Annotated in this window: 17 protein-coding genes; 13 read left to right on the top strand and 4 right to left on the bottom strand. The window is 66.6% G+C overall.

Annotation, left to right across the window (positions count from 1 at the left end):
- Window positions 1-17 precede the first annotated feature (17 nt).
- The 5 genes from EDC02_RS06740 to EDC02_RS06715 all read left to right on the top strand — a co-directional run bounded on the left by EDC02_RS06740 (window position 18) and on the right by EDC02_RS06715 (window position 6,915).
- Window positions 18-1,325, top strand: coding sequence for an RNA-guided endonuclease TnpB family protein (locus tag EDC02_RS06740; protein WP_199757526.1), 1,308 nt, complete (start codon window positions 18-20; stop codon window positions 1,323-1,325).
- A complete protein-coding gene (locus EDC02_RS06735; protein ID WP_123601211.1) occupies window positions 1,217-3,349 on the top strand; it encodes an alpha-L-arabinofuranosidase C-terminal domain-containing protein in 2,133 nt (710 codons plus the stop codon). The genes EDC02_RS06740 and EDC02_RS06735 overlap by 109 nt, the downstream gene beginning before the upstream one ends.
- Window positions 3,350-3,378: 29 nt before the next feature.
- Window positions 3,379-4,893: a family 43 glycosylhydrolase gene (locus tag EDC02_RS06730; protein ID WP_123601210.1), complete on the top strand. Its 1,515-nt coding sequence runs from the start codon at window positions 3,379-3,381 to the stop codon at window positions 4,891-4,893.
- Window positions 4,894-5,047: 154 nt separating this feature from the next.
- The gene (locus tag EDC02_RS06725) at window positions 5,048-5,479 is read left to right on the top strand and encodes a helix-turn-helix domain-containing protein (RefSeq protein WP_123601209.1); all 432 of its coding nucleotides are present in this window, start codon (window positions 5,048-5,050) and stop codon (window positions 5,477-5,479) included.
- A 491-nt stretch (window positions 5,480-5,970) separates the two neighbouring features.
- Window positions 5,971-6,915, top strand: coding sequence for a DUF2637 domain-containing protein (locus EDC02_RS06715; RefSeq protein WP_370461424.1), 945 nt, complete (start codon window positions 5,971-5,973; stop codon window positions 6,913-6,915).
- A 134-nt stretch (window positions 6,916-7,049) separates the two neighbouring features.
- On the opposite strand, the gene EDC02_RS41360 is transcribed toward EDC02_RS06715, so the two are convergent.
- Window positions 7,050-7,280, bottom strand: a complete 231-nt coding sequence (locus tag EDC02_RS41360; RefSeq protein WP_370461423.1) for a DUF397 domain-containing protein — start codon at window positions 7,278-7,280, stop codon at window positions 7,050-7,052.
- Window positions 7,273-8,181 carry a helix-turn-helix transcriptional regulator gene (locus tag EDC02_RS41355; RefSeq protein ID WP_233605769.1) on the bottom strand — a complete coding sequence of 303 codons (909 nt, stop codon included), beginning with the start codon at window positions 8,179-8,181 and terminating at the stop codon, window positions 7,273-7,275. The genes EDC02_RS41360 and EDC02_RS41355 overlap by 8 nt, the downstream gene beginning before the upstream one ends.
- 694 nt (window positions 8,182-8,875) lie before the next feature.
- Here EDC02_RS41355 and EDC02_RS06705 point away from each other — a divergent pair.
- The 4 genes from EDC02_RS06705 to EDC02_RS06690 all read left to right on the top strand — a co-directional run bounded on the left by EDC02_RS06705 (window position 8,876) and on the right by EDC02_RS06690 (window position 12,002).
- Window positions 8,876-9,193 carry a hypothetical protein gene (locus tag EDC02_RS06705; protein WP_123601207.1) on the top strand — a complete coding sequence of 106 codons (318 nt, stop codon included), beginning with the start codon at window positions 8,876-8,878 and terminating at the stop codon, window positions 9,191-9,193.
- A 206-nt stretch (window positions 9,194-9,399) separates the two neighbouring features.
- A complete protein-coding gene (locus EDC02_RS06700) occupies window positions 9,400-9,633 on the top strand; it encodes a hypothetical protein (RefSeq protein ID WP_123601206.1) in 234 nt (77 codons plus the stop codon).
- Between the two features lie 420 nt (window positions 9,634-10,053).
- On the top strand, window positions 10,054-11,004 hold the full coding sequence (locus tag EDC02_RS06695; RefSeq protein WP_158632076.1) for a helix-turn-helix transcriptional regulator: 951 nt from the start codon (window positions 10,054-10,056) through the stop codon (window positions 11,002-11,004).
- Complete coding sequence (locus tag EDC02_RS06690) at window positions 11,001-12,002, top strand: helix-turn-helix transcriptional regulator (protein ID WP_148083351.1); 1,002 nt, start codon at window positions 11,001-11,003, stop codon at window positions 12,000-12,002. The genes EDC02_RS06695 and EDC02_RS06690 overlap by 4 nt, the downstream gene beginning before the upstream one ends.
- A 181-nt stretch (window positions 12,003-12,183) precedes the next feature.
- Here EDC02_RS06690 and EDC02_RS06685 read toward each other — a convergent pair whose 3' ends face one another.
- A complete protein-coding gene (locus EDC02_RS06685; RefSeq protein WP_233605768.1) occupies window positions 12,184-13,452 on the bottom strand; it encodes a helix-turn-helix transcriptional regulator in 1,269 nt (422 codons plus the stop codon).
- Window positions 13,453-13,671: 219 nt separating this feature from the next.
- Here EDC02_RS06685 and EDC02_RS40070 point away from each other — a divergent pair, with 219 nt between their 5' ends.
- The 4 genes from EDC02_RS40070 (at window position 13,672) to EDC02_RS06670 (ending at window position 18,279) form a co-directional block, all read left to right on the top strand.
- Window positions 13,672-13,845, top strand: coding sequence for a hypothetical protein (locus EDC02_RS40070; RefSeq protein ID WP_158632075.1), 174 nt, complete (start codon window positions 13,672-13,674; stop codon window positions 13,843-13,845).
- 93 nt (window positions 13,846-13,938) lie between these two features.
- The gene (locus EDC02_RS06680; RefSeq protein WP_148083350.1) at window positions 13,939-15,168 is read left to right on the top strand and encodes a radical SAM protein; all 1,230 of its coding nucleotides are present in this window, start codon (window positions 13,939-13,941) and stop codon (window positions 15,166-15,168) included.
- Window positions 15,165-16,541 carry a radical SAM protein gene (locus EDC02_RS06675; protein WP_158632074.1) on the top strand — a complete coding sequence of 459 codons (1,377 nt, stop codon included), beginning with the start codon at window positions 15,165-15,167 and terminating at the stop codon, window positions 16,539-16,541. Before EDC02_RS06680 ends, EDC02_RS06675 begins: the two co-directional genes overlap by 4 nt.
- Window positions 16,534-18,279, top strand: coding sequence for a carbamoyltransferase C-terminal domain-containing protein (locus EDC02_RS06670; RefSeq protein ID WP_123601200.1), 1,746 nt, complete (start codon window positions 16,534-16,536; stop codon window positions 18,277-18,279). Before EDC02_RS06675 ends, EDC02_RS06670 begins: the two co-directional genes overlap by 8 nt.
- On the opposite strand, the gene EDC02_RS06665 is transcribed toward EDC02_RS06670, so the two are convergent.
- A complete protein-coding gene (locus EDC02_RS06665) occupies window positions 18,218-18,751 on the bottom strand; it encodes a pentapeptide repeat-containing protein (RefSeq protein ID WP_158632073.1) in 534 nt (177 codons plus the stop codon). The genes EDC02_RS06670 and EDC02_RS06665 overlap by 62 nt on opposite strands.
- Window positions 18,752-18,794: the final 43 nt, after the last annotated feature.

Below are 18,794 nucleotides of genomic sequence, written 5' to 3'. Positions count from 1 at the left end.
ACCAACATGATACAGTGATGGCCGTGCAGCTCCGTTACAACTACCGGATCACCCCGGACGCCGCCCAGCGCACCGCGCTGGCGCAGGCGTTCGGGTGTGCCCGGGTGGTTTTCAACGACGGACTCAGGCTGCGTCAGCAGGCCCGCGAGGCGGGCGAGAAGTACATCTCCGACGGCGACCTGTCGAAGTTGGTCATCACAGCGGCCAAGGCCAGCGAGGACCGGGCCTGGCTGGGTGAGGTGTCGGCCGTGGTGTTGCAGCAGGCCCTCGCCGATCTGAACACCGCGTACCGCAACTTGTTCAACTCGCTGTCCGGCAAACGCCGGGGCCGCAAGGTGGCCCCGCCCCGGTACCGGTCCCGTAAGGACAACCGGCAGGCGATCCGGTTCACGGAGAACTCCCGGTTCAAGGTCTGTGACAACGGCCGCCTGCGGCTGCCGAGGATCGGCGACGTTCCGGTGCGCTGGTCGCGCGGCCTGCCGTCGGATCCCACCTCGGTCACCGTGATCAAGGACACAGCGGGCCGGTACTTCGCCTCGTTCGTCGTGCGGATCGGCGAGGACGAGACGCTGCCGCCGGTCGACTCCGAGATCGGCATCGATCTGGGCCTGACCCACTTCGCGGTCATGTCCGACGGCACGAAGGTGACCGCACCGAAGTTCCTGCGCCGCGCGGCCCGCAAGCTCAAGCGGTTGCAGCAGGCACTCTCACGCAAGCAGAGGGGCAGCAACCGCCGCAAGAAAGCCGTGATCGAGGTGGCCCGCGCTCACGCGCGGGTAGCCGACACCCGGCGGGACTGGCAGCACAAGCTGTCCACGGCGATCATCCGCGAGAACCAAGCGGTGTACGTCGAGGACCTGTGCGTTGTTGGTCTCGGCCGGACTCGGCTGGCGAAGTCCGTGCACGATGCGGGCTGGGCCGCCTTCACCGGCATGCTGGAGTACAAGGCGAAGCGGTACGGGCGCGCGTTCGCCCGGGTGGACCGGTGGCTCCCGTCCACCCGGATGTGCTGCGACTGCGGCCGGATCAACGAGAAGATCGCGTTGAACGTCCGGGAGTGGGACTGCCCGTGCGGCAGTCACCACGACCGGGACATCAACGCCGCCATCAACATCAAGGCCGCCGGACAGGCGGACTTCAACGACCGTCGAGCGCACGTAAGACCGGGACTTGTCCCGGCGGCGCGCAGTGAAGCGGTAACCCACCCGGACGCTGCGTGTTCCACGCGCAGCGTGGAGGGAATCTCCGTCCTTCAGCTTCAGGGCGGAGAGGATGTCAAGACTTCTCGGTCTGGGCCCGCACCGACGCCACCGGCAACCAGCTGACCGTCCGGCTGGTCGACGTCGATGGCCGCCGGCTCGCCGAACCGCAACGGTTGCGCGTCCGCGGCGACGACTGGACCAGGTACACGGCCACGTTCACCGCCCACCGGAGCTCCGACGTCGGTCGGCTGGCGGTGCTCGCCGGCGGCACCGGCACCGTACGACTGGACATGGTGTCGCTGTTCCCGCAGGAGACCTTCCGAGGCCGGGCCAACGGCCTGCGCAAGGACCTGGCCCAGAAGATCGAGGCGTTGCGGCCGGGCTTCGTCCGCTTCCCCGGCGGCTGTCTGGTCAACACCGGCAGCATGTACGGCTACGACGCCGGGTCCGACTGGGAGCGGGCCCGCTCCTTCCAGTGGAAGGACACCGTCGGCCCGGTGGAGACCCGGGCCACCAACGCCAACTTCTGGGGCTACAACCAGTCGTACGGGCTGGGCTACTTCGAGTACTTCCAGTTCGCCGAGGACATCGGCGCGATGCCGCTGCCGGTGGTACCGGCCCTGGTCACCGGCTGCGGTCAGAACCAGGCCACCGTCGACGAGGAACTGCTGACCCGGCACATCTCCGACGCCCTGGACCTGATCGAGTTCGCCACCGGCCCGGCCACCTCCACCTGGGGCGGGCTGCGCGCCGAGATGGGCCATCCCGAACCGTTCGGCCTCACCCACATCGGTGTCGGCAACGAGGAGAACCTGCCCGACGAGTTCTTCGCCAACTTCCGGCGCTTCCGGACCGCGATCGAGGCACAGCACCCGGAGATCACGGTGATCAGCAACTCCGGACCAGACGACCAGGGCGCCACCTTCGACCGGCTGTGGCAACTCAACCGGGCTGACCGGGTGGAGATGGTCGACGAGCACTACTACAACAGCCCGGCCTGGTTCCTGCAGAACAACGACCGCTACGACAGCTACGACCGCGCCGGACCGAAGGTGTTCCTCGGCGAGTACGCCTCCCAGGACAACAAGCTGTTCAACTCGCTGGCCGAGGCGGCCTACATGACCGGGCTGGAGCGCAACGCCGACATCGTCGAGATGGCCTCGTACGCGCCGCTGCTGGCCAACATCGACCACGTCCAGTGGCGGCCGGACCTGATCTGGTTCGACAACGACGAGTCCTGGGGCACCACCAGCTACCAGGTGCAGAAGCTGTTCATGACCAACGTCGGCGACCGGACGGTGCCGAGCGAGGCCACCGGGCCGGCCCTCGGCACCCAGCCGATCACCGGACGGATCGGCCTGTCCACCTGGGCCACCTCGGCGACGTACGACGACGTGACGGTCACCGCCCCGGACGGCACCGTGCTGTTCAGCGACGACTTCTCCGCCGGGGCGGCCCAGTGGACGCCGGTCGCCAACCGGGGCAACTGGGCGGTGGTCGACGGCGCGTACACGCAGAGCGACACCGCCGCGCTGGACACCATGGTCGCCGCCGCCGAGATCACCGCCACCGACTACGACCTGTCGCTGACCGCCACGAAGAACGCCGGCGCGGAGGGCTTCCTGATCGGGTTCGGGGTCAAGGACGCCGGCAACTTCTACTGGTGGAACCTCGGTGGCTGGAACAACACCCAGGGCTCGGTGGAGAAGGCCACCAACGGTGCCAAGCAGACGCTGATCGCCAAGCCGAACCAGGTCACCACCGGCACCACGTACGACATCACCGTCAAGGTGCGTGGCGACAAGGTCACCCTGCTGCTGGACGGCGAGGTGTGGGGCGAGTTCGTCGACGACCAGGTCACCCGCCCGTTCGCCCAGGTCGTCACCCGTGACGAGGCCACCGGAGACCTGCTGGTCAAGGTGGTCAACGCGCAGGAGAAGCCGGCCGTCACCCGGATCGACCTGGGTGACCTGCCGGTCCGTTCGCACGCCCGGATGACCGTGATCAGCGGCGACCCCGGTCAGCAGAACACCCGCTCGGCCGAGCCGATCCAGCCGGTCACCACCCAACTGACCGGTGTGGCGTCCAGTTTCACGCACACCTTCGAGCCGTACTCGGTGACCTTCATCCGCATCCGCACCAAGTGAGCTTGACCATTGACGAGTGAGGTGGCCTGATGACGTACGACGTGAACCGGCGTGCCCTGCTGCGCGGCGGCCTGGGCTTCGCCGCTGCCGGCCTGACTGGTCTGGCAGGCGGGCTGGCGGCCGGCGCCGGGCGGCCGGACGTGGCCGCCGCCGCACCGACCGCCGGCAACACCCCCGGCCCGGTCGGCGCACCCACCGACGCGCAGGTGTACGGCGTACCGACGATCGACCCGCTCGTCGAGCAGCGGGCCGACCCGTTCGTCACCTACCCGGTCGCCGGCATGTACTACTTCACCGGCTCGGTGCCCGAGTACGACCGGATCGTGGTGCGCGGCGCGTCCACCATCGCCGGGCTGGCCACAGCGGCCGAGACGGTGATCTGGCGACGGCCGGCCAGCGGCCGGATGGGCGGCCACATCTGGGCGCCGGAACTGCACCGCATCGACGGCAAGTGGTACGTCTACTTCGCCGCCGGCGACTCCGACAACGTGTTCCGGATCCGGATGTACGTGCTGGAGTCCCCACTGGACGACCCCCGGGATCCGACCGGCTGGCAACTGCGCGGTCAGATCGTCACCGAGTGGGACAGCTTCGCCCTGGACGCCACCACGTTCCACCATCACGGCCGGCGGTACCTGGTCTGGGCCCAGGGCGAGCCGGAGATCGCGGTCAACTCCAGCCTGTACATCGCCGAGCTGGCCGACCCGTGGACGCTGAAGACCAAGCCGGTGCGGATCGCCACCCCGACCCGCCCATGGGAGGTGCAGGGCTACGCGGTCAACGAAGGCGCGGCGGTGATCGTCCGCAACGGACGGGTGTTCATGACCTTCTCGGCCAGCGCCACCGACTCCCGCTACTGCATGGGCCTGCTCACCGCCGACGCCAGCGCCGACCTGCTCGACCACCGCTCGTGGACGAAGACCCCCGACCCGGTCTTCGTCACCAACGAACAGACCAGCCGGTACGGCCCCGGGCACAACTCGTTCACCGTCGCCGAGGACAGCATGACCACCATGCTGGTCTACCACGCGCGTGACTACCGGGACATCACCGGCGACCCACTGTACGACCCGAACCGGCACGCCCGGGTGCAGAAGCTCTACTGGGACGCCGACGGCAACCCGCTGTTCGGCATCCCGGTCGGCGAGGGCGGGCCGATCGTGCGGCTCTCCCCCGCCGACACCACCCGCGACGCGTTCGTCCGCCACGACGGCGCGACCGTGCTGGTCGACACCGACTCCCGACGGCTGGCCGACACCCAGTTCCGGATCGGTGCCGGGCTGGCGGGGGCGGACACGGTGTCGATCCAGTCGGTCGACCGGCCCGGACACTACCTGCGGGCGGTCAATGGCACGGTCCGCCTCGACCCGGCCGCCGACGGTGCCGAGTTCGCCGCCCAGGCGAGCTTCTACCGGATCGCCCGGGTGAACGGACGCGTCTCGCTACGCCTCGCCGGGGTCCCGGCGGCCTTCGTACGCCACGAGGACGGGCAGTTGACCATCGGTCCCGCCGCCGGGGCGCAGTCAGCCTTCCGGCTCAGCTGAGCCCACCGTCAGCACCGAGGTGTCGCACGGCTCCGGAAGGGGGACCACTGTGCCGCCCCTCGCCGGTATCGCGGTCACGTGTCCTTCGCCAACACCGACGCACTGCTATCGTCGATGTCGATCGATTAATGACCCGCCGGGCGAGGGGACCGCCGTGCTCGGGGAGATGGTGCGGGCATACCGGCGTCGGCAGGGCATCTCGCAGGAGGAGCTGGCCGACGCTGCAGGCCTCAGCGTTCGCGGAATCCGCAAGATCGAAGCAGGCCGTACCAGTACGCCCCGGCCCGCGACCGTCCGGCTGCTCGCCGACGCGCTCGATCTCACCGGCGGCGAACGGGACCGCTTCATCAGCATGGCGACCGGCGTACCGCTCGCCCCCGACGCCACGGTGCCACGGCAGCTTCCCGCCGACGTCCACGGCTTCACCGGACGTCGTGCCCAACTGGACGAACTCGACGCCGCACTGCCCACCGACAGCAGCTGTCCGTCCACGGTCGTAATCTCTGCTATCGGCGGCACCGCCGGCGTCGGCAAGACCCATCCCGGAATGTGGCATACATTTTTCGTCGCTTACAGCCCAGTTTGACCGGGTAGCCGAGATCGGTGGCCGGTCAATGCAGCCGGCGACCGTGGACCCGGCCGCTGTCGCTGCCGGTGGGTTTGTCGTGCCGGTTGCGGTGCTCGCCTCCGTTGGGGAGGTGGCCCGATGAGTTGGTCGCAGCCTTCCGAAGGTCAACCTGCATCTTCGGGCCGTCGTACCGTCGCCGAGTCGGGTCATCCCGCCTGGTGTGACCGTTCCCGGTGTACCGCAGACCCGGCGAGCCAGACGGACGGGTACCGGCCCGGTGTTGGCGGCGCGCACCGGTCGGCGCCGATCCGTCTCGATCTGACCACAGCGATAGCCCTCGCGCCGCAGGTCGGGGAGGCGTATCTGACGCAGGCTGTCGCGCCGTGGCCGTGTGAGACCTATCTCCACATCCGGCACGGTGACAGCGACATTGCGATGGCGGTGCGGGACGCGTCGCCGTTGTTGTCCGCGCTGCGGCTGCTCACGACCGAGGCCGAGGCTGAGAGTGGGTGGTCGTGGTGAGGAGCCGTACGGATCGGATCTTGACGGCCGTGACCGTGGTGTGTGTCGCGGGGCTGGCCGCCGTCGCCGGGACGATCTCGTTCGCGCACATGTACGAGCTGGCGACCGCGCACGACCAGCACGGGTGGAAGGCGTTCGCGTTCCCGATCAGCGTCGACGGGCTGGAGATCGTCGCCGCGCTGTACATGGTGGTGCAGCGTCGCGGGGGACGGCGGACGGGGTGGTTGCCGTGGGTCGCCTTGGTGGTCGGCACCGCCGCGAGCCTGGCCGCGAACATCGCGGTCGGTGGTGACAGCGTGGTCGGCAAGGTTCTGGCCGGCTGGCCGGCTCTGTCGATGCTCATCGCAGTGAAGCTGCTGTTCAGCATGATCGACCACGGCGAGGAAGGTCAGCGGACCGTCCCGGACGGTCCGCTGACGTCCGCTGACCGTCCCCCAACGTTCGGGACGGTGCCCCCGGAAGCCTCGGACGGCGGCCAGCCGTCCGTGAAGGTGGCGGACGGCCGTTCCGGCCGAGCCGGGACGGCCGGAGTCGACGCGGCCGACCGGACGGACGGACTTGCGTCAGGACAGCCGTCCGGGACGGACGTACGGGGGGAGTCGACAGATGCACGGTCCCTCGCACATCTGCTTCCGGCAGCTCGGGTCGCTCGCGCGGCGCTCGCGGGCATGGGCCGTCCGCTCTCGCGGGATGCTTTGGCCGAGACGATGCGGGGTGACGGGCATGGGGTCTCCAACCAACGGGCGTCGCTGCTGTTGAAGATCCTTCAGACAGAGGATGCGATCGCGGTGGTGGAGGATGTGGGCCGGCTGGATGGCCAGACTCGCCCGATCGGAGATCGAGGTGTTCCGCCGCGCCCAGCCAAGGCTCTGAGTAGATCGACGGGCCATCCGCAGCCCCAGCCGACGACCGAAGCAGGCCCGCTCGGCTGAGGCGTCTACGTCAACACCACACCAGACTGACAGTTTGGTTCCGCGATGGCATCGCGTGGGGAAGCGGCGGCGCTACATCCATTGCGCCGCCGCTCCGTAATGCCTGCACGGCAGCTATCGCCAACGTCAGGATATTACTTTCGGAAGGTGGGTATTCTGGCCACGAAGTGCTTCCACGAGTTGCCGTCGACAGCGAGGACCGGACCACCGACGTCCTTGCTGTCACGCACGAGCACTACGCCATGAATGGAGGCAAGTCCGTCGGCAACTTCAACACATGAGCCACTATTGTCGGAGCGGCTGGATTTCCGGAACCGCGCGGACTCGATCGCTTCGCTCGTGAGCGAGTCGTACTTGTTAGGCACCGGATAGCTCCTTGGCTCTTTGGTGGATGATCTTCTTGGATGCGGTTTTGTTGAGGGCGCAGCTGCGGATAGCGGTGATGACTGATTCAAATCGGTCGACCTCTGCCGGTTTGTTGACGAGCAGGTGCCCCATGAATCCATCCACGTAGACGGTCGGTGGCTCGGAGTTGTCGGCGAACCGTAGCATCGCGAACGGCCCGGTCACGATTCCCTGGTGTAGTCCCGCGTCGAAGGGGACGACGCACACCGAGACGTTGGGAAGCTCGCTGAGTGTGATGATGTGCAGGAGCTGTTTGGCCATCACGGCTGGGGAGGCCGTGGGGCGCAGCAGGACCGATTGGCCGACGATCCATTCCATGTGTGTCGGCTCGACGTCTCGGGTTAGAACCTCTTGCCGTCTCATTCGGACTTGCACTCGGCGTTCGATCTCGGCGTTGTCCCGGATGCGCCCGTCGGTTCCCGGGATGCGTAGCATTTCTCGGGCATAGTCTTCCGTTTGCAGGAGGCCGTGTACTCGCTCTGCTTCGTAGGCGATGATCGCGGACGCTGCTTGTTCCAGTCCGATGTATATGTCGAAGTTGGTTGGCAGGATGTCTGAGTAGGGATGGAACCAACCTTTAACTTTACTGACCTCCGCGAGCGCCAGGAGGGTGCGCCGTTGCTCGTCGGTGGCGCCGAACAAGTCGCATAGACCCTGGACCTCAAGTCTTTTGATCACGACGCCAGGCAGGCCGTGTTCCATCTTGTAGTAGGTCGGGCGAGCCCGCTCGATGTGTGCGGCGGCTTGTTCTGCGGTGATCGGGCTGCCATCCGGGTTCGTCGCCTTGGCGCGCAGGTCAGCGAGCAGCCTTCCGATGCGTCGTCTGGCGACGGCAGCGCCCGCATGATCGTCGACCACCACGTCCAGCTCGCTCCCCTCGAAGACTGCCCCTACGTTGCGTACCACTCGCAACGCTCGTTCAATCCAAGATTTAACACTCACCCCGGGCTGCACGCAACGCTCTGTTACATGCCTCCTTGCATCGTCAACGCTCACATCTCGACGCGATGCTACGCCAGGATTTTGAACGTTGCGTTCCGCGTGATGTGATGGTTCACTCAAAGCGTGGCCACTGGTGACTACAGGCCACGCCCCAAGGATTCCCAGGGTTGCCGGATCGCCCCCACCCCTCCTCACCAGGCGCGGCGAGGGCTCCGCACTCACAGGGATCGACAACGTTGACCAGGGAGATCGCTATGGATCTGGTCCTTGTAGGTGTGGCAGGTCTCATCGTTGGCCTCGCGGCAGGTTTCTGCTTCGGCAAGGAAGTCAGCGGCTGGTGCGTGCAGTGCGGACGCCGGGTCCGTGACCACAGCAGGCGCTCTGCCACTGGCCATGCCTAGCTCGGCTGTGTCCCCAACCCTCATGAAGCATCACGGGCCGCAGATCGACTCACGGCTGCGGAGGCAGCTTTGACCCACTCGATACGTGCAGGTGGTCCGGCAGAGCCTTGCCGTGACCTTCCGAAACAACGCGGCGCGCGTAGCCGCAGGATCGACTCCCGTCCTCACCAGCCTGCCACTACATCCCTTACATAGAAATGCAAGGAGCGATGATGCCCACCCCTGTCATCGACCCGACCGAGCGCCACCCCGACGACATCGCGGACGCCACCGCGTACCAACCTGCCGACGCCGTCTGGGTGTGGCCACCGCACGCCGAGCAGTGGCGACCCGGCGTCGTGGACACCAACTCACACATCGCGCTGCTCGTGAGATACCAGCTACCCGGCGGCGGGACCAGCGTCGACTCCCTACTCCCGCGCAACGTCATGGCCCGGGAGGAGCCCGCAGACCTTGACGGCACCAAGGCCCTTCCGATCCGGCCACACAACCTCGGCCCCACTCCCACGAGATCCGCAGCCCCGGTGTGACCAGCCGATCCCAATGCGAAAGGACGATTGTGGACAGTCAGTCTCAAGCAGCGTCAGAGATCGCGGACGACCCGCACCCGGACTGGTGCGAATCGGCCGAGTGCACTGCTAGCGGGCCAAGTGAGTTCCATCCCGAATCGTCACCGCCGGCCCACTGGGGCCGCCGCTACGCCTGCAACCCGCAGCCGGGGCGGTACCCGACCGAGGTGACCCTCCAACTCGTCCGGTTTGTCGACGACCCACCGCGAACCGACTTCATCCGTATCGAACTGGGGAGTTTTGAGGAGAGGCGGTCGCACTACGTGCGCCTCGTTCAGGGCGAGGTGATGCACGACGCTCTCGCGGCGGTCCTCGCTCAGGCTCGCGTCACCGACCCGGCGATCGTGACCCCTGACAGGCAGGCGACAGACCACGCACGGCGCACCGAACGTACGGGCTGAAGTCGTCGTGGCCGCTCTCGACGACGCCATCTGCTATCTGACCCCACGTTCCGAGAGGTTGAACCCGGCAGAGGTACCGGCCGTGATGTCGCAAGCATCAGCGAAGCCCCGAGACTCGCGTAGGCAACCTTCGGCGCATACGGGCCAATCGCAGCGGCGGCGTCTGGTGACACCCGTCGACAGCCCTGTCCGACGTCTTTGGGGCAGTGCTCGCCTCGATCTCTGCATATCGGCACCTCACACCTACCGAAATGAGGAGACCACGCTGTTGCCCACGATCTCGCCGTCAAAAGTCCGACACGCCGCCGCCCGGTACGGCTATCGCCCCTCCCGTCACGTACCGACCTCCGTGCCCGACGGCGGGGCACCGCTCTGGCCCCTGTGGCGGCAGCCCTTCACCAGTAACGCCGGGAGCAAATCGTGACCGTCGGCAGACCAACACCCAGCCTCGATCCGGATGGCACGTGCCGAGACCTGCTCGCCGCCTGCTCGCCACGAACCGCGCCGGTCGCGACGTGGCTCGCCGGTCGCTGCCTCCGGCTCCTGCGAACCGCGAGGAACATCAGCCAAAGCCACGCGGGATCCACCGCTGGTTGCAGCATCGCGGTCATCCGCGCCGTCGAGAACGGCACCCGCACCATACGACCCGCCGAGATGACGGCACTATGCGACGTGTACCACCCGGCAGACGATATCAAGGACGGGCTGCAGGCACTCATATCCAATTTCCAACCTGGCTGGTGGGATCAGTTTTCCACCTCAGTACTTTCACCGCCCACCAGGCTCTACCTCGCGCTGGAAGACGCGTGCACCCAAACCTGGCAGTACCAGCCGGCCGTTGTTCCCGGGCTGCTCCAAACGCCCAAGTACGCCGCAGCGGTGCTCGCCCGCACCAACCTCCCGCCATCAGTGATCGCCGGACGTCTCCAGGCACGACTTGAACGGCAGCGGCGGATACTGGCCAAGCGCAGAAGGCCACGTGTCGACATCACGATCGCCGAATCAGTGCTGATGCGGGACATCGCAACGCCGGCCGAGATGCGCGAGCAGATCCACTTCATCGCCGATCTGGCCAACTTCGAAACCGTGCGCGTACGAGTCCTCCCATCGGCTGCCCGTTCACCTGAGAACCGGCCGGCGACGATTTTCAGCATCGGGTCGGTGGGCTGCGCTTGGCGTGAATCGGGCACCAGCATGGAGCCCGCCAACGACCGCCGCTACGCAGTAATCCGCGACGCCACCGACACTGCCGCTCTCGATACGGAGTCCTCCCGGAAGCTGATCCTAGACGCAGCAAGGCGTTGGGATTCCAAAAGGAACGTCATCGTGCGCAGTTCCAGGAATGGAGCGACGGTGGGGAGGAGAAGGTGATCCGATCGGTCCGAGAATTTGCCACCAGCACGAACGCGACCGCACCTCGGGTTCGTGCTGGTAGCAGACGCATCGAAGCTGTGGACGATCATGCGGGCGCTGCCGTCGCCAGACGACGCATCGGAAGGCTGCTCGCTGACCTGCGCGCCAAGGCGACGAACCCGGATGGCAGCCCGATCACCGCAGAACAAGCCGCCGCACACATCGAGCGGGCTCGCCCGACCTACTACAAGATGGAACACGGCCTGCCTGGCGTCGTGATCAAAAGACTTGAGGTCCAGGGTCTATGCGACTTGTTCGGCGCCACCGACGAGCAACGGCGCACCCTCCTGGCGCTCGCGGAGGTCAGTAAAGTTAAAGGTTGGTTCCATCCCTACTCAGACATCCTGCCAACCAACTTCGACATATACATCGGACTGGAACAAGCAGCGTCCGCGATCATCGCCTACGAAGCAGAGCGAGTACACGGCCTCCTGCAAACGGAAGACTATGCCCGAGAAATGCTACGCATCCCGGGAACCGACGGGCGCATCCGGGACAACGCCGAGATCGAACGCCGAGTGCAAGTCCGAATGAGACGGCAAGAGGTTCTAACCCGAGACGTCGAGCCGACACACATGGAATGGATCGTCGGCCAATCGGTCCTGCTGCGCCCCACGGCCTCCCCAGCCGTGATGGCCAAACAGCTCCTGCACATCATCACACTCAGCGAGCTTCCCAACGTCTCGGTGTGCGTCGTCCCCTTCGACGCGGGACTACACCAGGGAATCGTGACCGGGCCGTTCGCGATGCTACGGTTCGCCGACAACTCCGAGCCACCGACCGTCTACGTGGATGGATTCATGGGGCACCTGCTCGTCAACAAACCGGCAGAGGTCGACCGATTTGAATCAGTCATCACCGCTATCCGCAGCTGCGCCCTCAACAAAACCGCATCCAAGAAGATCATCCACCAAAGAGCCAATGAGCTATCCGGTGTGCCCGGGTCGCATGATTGAGGCAATTCGTTTTCCGTGGCGGATCCGTGCCGGCGTCGACGATAGTGGTCTCACCCATTAGTATCGATGAACGTCTGAGTTCCTTGATACCGTTAAAATGAGCCACGCTTTCCCGCTGGATGAGGAATATCATGCAGGCGGATAGGGGATGTTCGGCAATCGATGCCGGTGGAGCATTGGATTACACCGCAAGAACCTCAGCCAACCATCGTGCGGCTGGTGCCGAGCGCAGGTTAGCGGGGACGCTACGGTAGAGATCGACGGCGCGGCGGCGGGTAAGGCCTGTTTGGTAGCGGACTGGAATGTCTACGAGGGTTGCGACCGCAGCCTGACACGCGTCTAGGGTGTGGCCGTCGCAGTGTTGACAGGTCGCCGCGTCGAGGTGCAGCAAGGCGCGGGTCAAGGTACTGGTAGGTGCGGAGAGAGCGAGTGCGTGAGCTTGGCTTTCTCGTGCGCGACGCGTCTCGCCGAGGGCAGTCATCGCGTGGGAGAGGTGAACGTGGTGCTTCTGCTCGCAGTGGCCGAACCAGGTGTCAGCACGTTGGTCCTCGGGGAGCGTGTCGGCGAGGCGGTCGGCGTCGCGGAGCGCCGCCGTGGCTTCCTCGCGGCGACCGACCAGTGCGTAGGCACGGCCGGTGACGGCGGCGGCTAGAGCTGCGGCGGCGGTAGGAGTCGCTCCGGCTATACGCCTGGCCTGTTCGGCGAACGCGGCTGCTGCTTCGGGCGAGCCGAAGTTCAGCGGGACCATGGCTTTGCGGGCGAGTATCCAGGCGTGTAGTTGCCTGTCACCGGACTCCTGTGCGGAGCGAGCGGCGGTGGCGAACCAGGCGTTCGCCTCACGCTGGCTGCCGAGGTCGTGCAGGACGACGGCAGCCATGCCGCCGAGTTGGCCCATGATCCGGGTTAGTGCGGTGCGGGCGGCAGCGGGTTGAGGTCGCTGTAGCAGGGGAACCACGTCGCTGAAGTCGGAGATCAGGTCGGCTAGAACGTCGGTCGGCGCGCGACCTCCGTAGCCGTAGCTGTGCTGTTCCGTGGTGGCTTCCAGCCGGGCGATGTCGGCGGGGCCGGCACCGGCCAAGGCGTTGTCAGCTTTGGCCAGCAGATCGGTGAGCTCGGTGAGGGGGACGGCGGTCAATCCGGCAGCGAGGGCGGAACGCAGTAGGTTTCGTCGATGCATGGATTCATCCTCCATCGCTGGGCGTGGTGTGACAGAGGCGTCACTCTCCCAGGATCGCGCGGCCAGGCCCATCATTGCACCGGGGATGCGTAACCCATCGGCGATGCGCTCGACAGTGTCGAACGCGGTGATCTGTGCTTCGCCCCGGGCGATCAGGCTGATCCGGTCGGCTTTCAAGCCGGTCGCGGCGGCGATCGCGTTCCAGCTCAGTCCCGCCTTCTTCGCGGCGGCGAAGACCGTGCTGAAGGTTCGAGCCCGTAGAGCCTGCACCACGACGGGGTCGTGAAGCAGCCGGCGGGGAAGCATTCGAGCTGACGCAGACGAGTCCACAGGGCTCCTCAAGGGACGCGCAGGTCGATCGACCGACTATACCGCCAACAAGGCTCTTTGCATGACCCCCCGTAGTGGTGCCCCCATCGTAGGGTTACGCGCTGTGGGTGGGGTGGGATGTAGTGACTCTCGTCATTGCAAGCCTCGTAGGAAGGTAGATCGATGATCCCCACCAGCACCACGGCCCCTGCGGCCAACCCGACCCCCCGTGGCTCCGACCAGGTCCGGCAGTACTCCTCGGTGGCAGCGGCGACGCTCGCGCTGGGCTGCAAGACCTACTCGGGCACCGTCGCCCAGGGCAGCGGTGGCGTGCCCACCGTGACGTCCGCCAGGTAGATCCACCCCGCTACAGCTCGGAGAACGAATCGAGATGACTGCCGGCCCGCAAACCCCCCACGCGGGCCGGCAGCCCCAGCCTGGGAGGCCCCTGTGACGTCACTTCCCCCGGTGCTGCGGATGGCGGACATGCGGTTGCGGCACGAGCACTTCGGCGCCCTCGCGTGGACTACCACCCAGCCCCGCCGCTTCGTGGAGTTGCCGAGCACGGCGGCCATGGTCGCGCTGCTGGCCCGCGAGCCGTTGACCCCGCAGTTTCCGCCGCAAGCACAGACCGCGCTCGCCGACCGCTTCGGCCTTGACCAGTCCCGGTGGACTACCGTCGTCGGTGAACTGCACTCAGCGGGTGTCCTCACGCCGGCCGACGACGCGTCGAGCGAGCCGGTGACGGCAGCACGGGTCCACGCGGTCGCCGACGAAGCCGAGGCAGCGCGGCCAAGGGCATCGGTGCTCAAACCCTTCTGGGTCCACTTGCAACCCTTTACGGTCTGCAACCAGAAGTGCTTGCACTGCTACTGCTCCGGAGGTCCGAAAGCGGACCCGTTCCTGCTGCCATTGAACAGGTGGCACGAGATCATCCGCCGGCTCGATGACTACGGCGTACTAGACATCTACGTCACCGGCGGTGAGAGTTTGCTCCTGCCGGAGTTCTTCGACCTGGCCGCCGACATCATCGGCCGAGGGTTGGGCTTCGGGGTGTCGACCAACGCCACCGTGCTCAACGCCGGCCGGCTGGAGCGTCTCCGCGAACTCGGGTTGTCCCCAGTGCAGGTGTCCCTGGACGGCGGGCAGGCCGCGACGCACGAGATGATCCGGAACGCGCCCGGCTCCTGGCACAGGACCATCGCAGGGATCCGTGCACTCGGCGAGTTCACCGAGGTCGTCATCAACACCGTGGTCAACCACATCAACCTGCGCGAGCTGGAACAGGTCGTTCAGGTCGGGCTCGGCGGCGGCGTGCGCCGGTTCAAGTTCTTCCCGCAGAAGCCGGTAGGGCGGTCGAACCCGGCAGTGACCTTGGACGACACCACGATCCTGACCGTGCTGCTACCCGAATGCCAGCGCCTCGCCGAGGCGTACGACGTGGAGATCGAGACGATCAGCCCCACCGAGGGGTGCGGCAGCGGCAGCATCGGCTTCGCCGTCGACCAACGCGGAGACGTCTACCCGTGCATCTTCGGGGTGGAGAACCGGTCCCTGCGAGCCGGCAACCTCCTGACCGACGATCTGGAGACGATGTGGTTCGGCGCAGCGGTGTGGGAGCAGTTCCGCGGTGAACCGAGCACCCCGTGCCGGCGCTGCGAGGCGTCATGCCTGCGGTGACCGATCCGAGCCGGCCGAGGGTGCTCGTGTGGGCACCGACGCTGTATGAGTCCGGATTCAAACAGCGCCACGTCGATGGAGACGCCCTCGCGGTACAGGCGTCCCTGCGCGCCGCCGACTACGACAGCGTCCTGCTGGACGCCTACTACCGGGGCAGACCCGCCGCGACGCTCGCCGACACTCTCGCTGATGCCGCCGGCATCACCGGCTTCGACGTGCTTGTGGTGCACCTGTTCACCTCGGACGCGTACGGGCCCCGACTTCGTCGCATCGCCGACGAGCTGGTGGCCGCGCGGCTGCGGCACCCCCGGTTGACTGTCATCGGTTTCGGCCCCTTGGCGGTGTCAGCCGCAGGCGAGCTCATGGCGCACGGGGCGGTCGACCACGTCGTGGCCGGTCCTGCCAGCGTGACGCATAACCCGTTCGTCGCAAAGCTCCTCGCGCACCTGCATGCGCACCTGGCGACGTACACGTCGCTGCGGTCTCTCACCGCCGAGGATCTGCCGTACGGCGCCAACGCGGTGGTGTCGGTGGCGGCCAGCCGAGGCTGCCGATCCCGCTGCACGTTCTGCGCCTACAACGCCGATCTGCCGGGCGGCGGTTGGCGGGACCTGCCGATGGCCCCGGTAGTGGCCGACGTCGTCCACCTGCACAAGATGACCGGTGCGACGGCCTTCGCGTTCAGCGACTCCGACTTCGGCGGCACCCGCAGCGAATGCGCACGCCGAGCCGTCGAACTACGCGACGGCCTGCGAGCCGCCGGCCTTACCGGCACGCTCACGCTCGCGATCAGCGTACGCGCGGAAACCCTCGACCCCGCCACAGTCGGCGTCCTGGCCGACGCCGGAGTACGCAGCATGCTCATCGGCGTGGAGTCATTCAACCCAGACACCCTGCGCCGGATCTACGGCAAACGTCAGGACCTGCTCCACCTACGGAAGGTGGTCGCCGCCGCCGACGATGCCGGCGTGACGACGGTCGCCAGCTACATCCTGTGGCATCCCTGGCAAACCCTCGACAGGCTCCGCGACGAGCTAGACGCCCTGGACCACTTCGGGCGGCACCGAATCCCGCACTTCATGGCCCGTAGCCGACTGGAGGTCATCCCCGGCACCATCATCGAACGGCAGATCGCCACCGCCGGGCTGCTCGTCACCGCGCCCTTCCACCGCGCCTTCACCATCGCGGATCCGGCCGCCGCCGCCGTCAATCACGAACTCACCAACTGGTACTCCACGACCGCAGCACCGGTGCTCGCAGGCCTGCACGAAGCGAAGCCCGGCAGCCTGAATCAGCTCGCCGAACTCAAGATCGCCGAGTGGGCCTGGCTCACCAACGCTGTCACCAACAGAGAGGCCAGCCACCATGGGTGATCTGCTGCTGGGCATCCACGGCGGAGCCAACGCCACCGCAGCCATCGCCGTCAACGGGCACCTCGCCCACTGCGTCCAGGAGGAGCGGCTGACCGGGATCAAGGGCTACATGGGCTTCCCACACCACGCCGTCGCCGCCTGCCTACACGCGGTCGGCGCCGATCCCGCCGACATCACCGAAGTTGTATACGGCAGCCGTTCCGGACCCGTCGACCACTGTCCCCGAGAAGAATGGCTACACCGACTCGCCAGCTTCCACCAGCAGGCGCAGCCGGCCATAACAGACACGGAGGCGGCCCTGGTAGCCGCCGCACCCGGCGCACTATCGCAGCGAGTCACGGCCATGCTGCACCACGGCGGCATCACCGCCGCCAGGATCACCTACGTCGACCACCACACCGCGCACGCCGCCGCCGCATACTACGGACTACGAACCGACCCCGACCGTCCCTACCTCGTGCTGACCTGCGACGGATTCGGTGACGGTGCCTGCGCGACCGTCTCCACCTGGACCGCCGGCCAGCGCACCGAGATCGCGCGCACCGACATGCGCAACTCGATCGGCCTGCTGTGGTTCTGGTTCACCCATGCTGCCGGGTTCACCCCCCACGAGGACGAGTACAAATTGATGGGCATGGCCCCCTACGCCCGTCCCTCCCGGGCACGGGAGGTCGCCGACATCCTGCACGGGTACCTCAGCCTGGACCCCAGCGGCCTGCACCTGCGCCGGACCACAGCCCTCAGCATCGAACGCGCCTGGCCCGACATCGAGCAACGGCTACGCGGCCGGCGCTTCGACGACCAGTTCGCCGGCCTACAACTGTTCACCGAAGACCTTGTCACCCGATGGGCCCGCAACGCCGTCACCGCCACCGGCGTCCGAAACGTTCTCGTCGGCGGCGGCGTGTTCATGAACATCAAGGTCAACCAGCGCATCGCAGGCCTGGACTGCGTGGACACCTTCGCCGCGTTCCCGTCCTGCGGGGACGAAAGTCTCCCCATCGGGGCCCTGTACCACCACCTCGCCGTGGTACAGGGCCACCGGGCCGTTGAGCCGCTATCCGACTGCTACCTCGGGGACGACATCACTCCCGACGAAGCACGCCACGCGGTAGCCGGCACCGACCTCCACATACACGAGCCCGACCACATCGACGACGTCTTTGCCAAGCTACTGGCCGACGGGGAGATCGTCGCCCGCTGCGCCGGTCGCATGGAATACGGTGCCCGAGCCCTCGGTAACCGATCCATCCTCGCGAATCCGGCCGACGCCGACGCGCCACGACGCCTGAACCAACTCATCAAGCAACGGGACTTCTGGATGCCGTTCGCGCCCGCGATCCTCAACAGCCACCAGCACCGCTACATCCGCAACCCCGACCAGCTGCGCAGCCCTTACATGATGCTCGGCTTCGACATCCAACCCGATGCGGCCACCGATATGATCGCCGCGATTCACCCCGCCGACCTAAGCTGTCGGCCTCAGATCGTCGACGACGACAGTCCCACCGGACTCGCCGCGATCCTGCACGCCTACCATGCCCGCACAGGCAGAGCCGCGCTGCTCAATACGAGCCTGAACCTGCACGGCCGACCCATCGCCCGCACCGCCGCAGACGCCGTCGATGTGCTCCTAAACTCCGACCTGGCGTACCTCCAACTCGGCCCCTACCTCGTCACGAAGCACGCACCGACATATCAAGGCTCATCGCAATATCCACCGCTTGATCAGGAGTGATGATCGCCTCTAGTAGCGTAACCTCACGAGGATCGAACGCCGTCAACACACTGCCCCGTAGGTCCGCGCGGGTGAAATCCGCCTCCCGAAGGCCCGCGTTGGACAGATCCACATCGCGCAGCACGACCCCCTGACACCGCGCGCCACTCAGATTCGCCCCACGCATCCTTACGCGGGTGAACTCGGCGGTGCCGAGGTCCGCGCCGAGCAACTCGACATCTGACCAGTCGCCGCCCTCCACCTCCAGACCAGACAGATCGCACCGGTCGAACACCGACGCGGTGAGTGTGCAATCCGTCAATGACGCATCCCACCAATTGCAGCCGGCAAACCGGCAATCCTTGAATGTCGAACCGACAAGCTTCGTACAGTTGAAACGAACAGCGGTGAAGGTACAGGACTCGAAGAAGCAGTCCTCAAGCGTCGCCTCACACAGGTCGACCTCCCGGATCGCGGCCCCCTCGTACCGCAACCCCACAAACCTCGCGGGCCCGTCCGGAGCCGACATCGGTACC

This window comes from Micromonospora sp. Llam0, from assembly GCF_003751085.1.
Lineage (GTDB): Bacteria > Actinomycetota > Actinomycetes > Mycobacteriales > Micromonosporaceae > Micromonospora_E.
The sequence above is the reverse complement of the archived record's forward strand: the minus strand, read 5'-3'. Positions and strand labels throughout refer to the sequence as shown.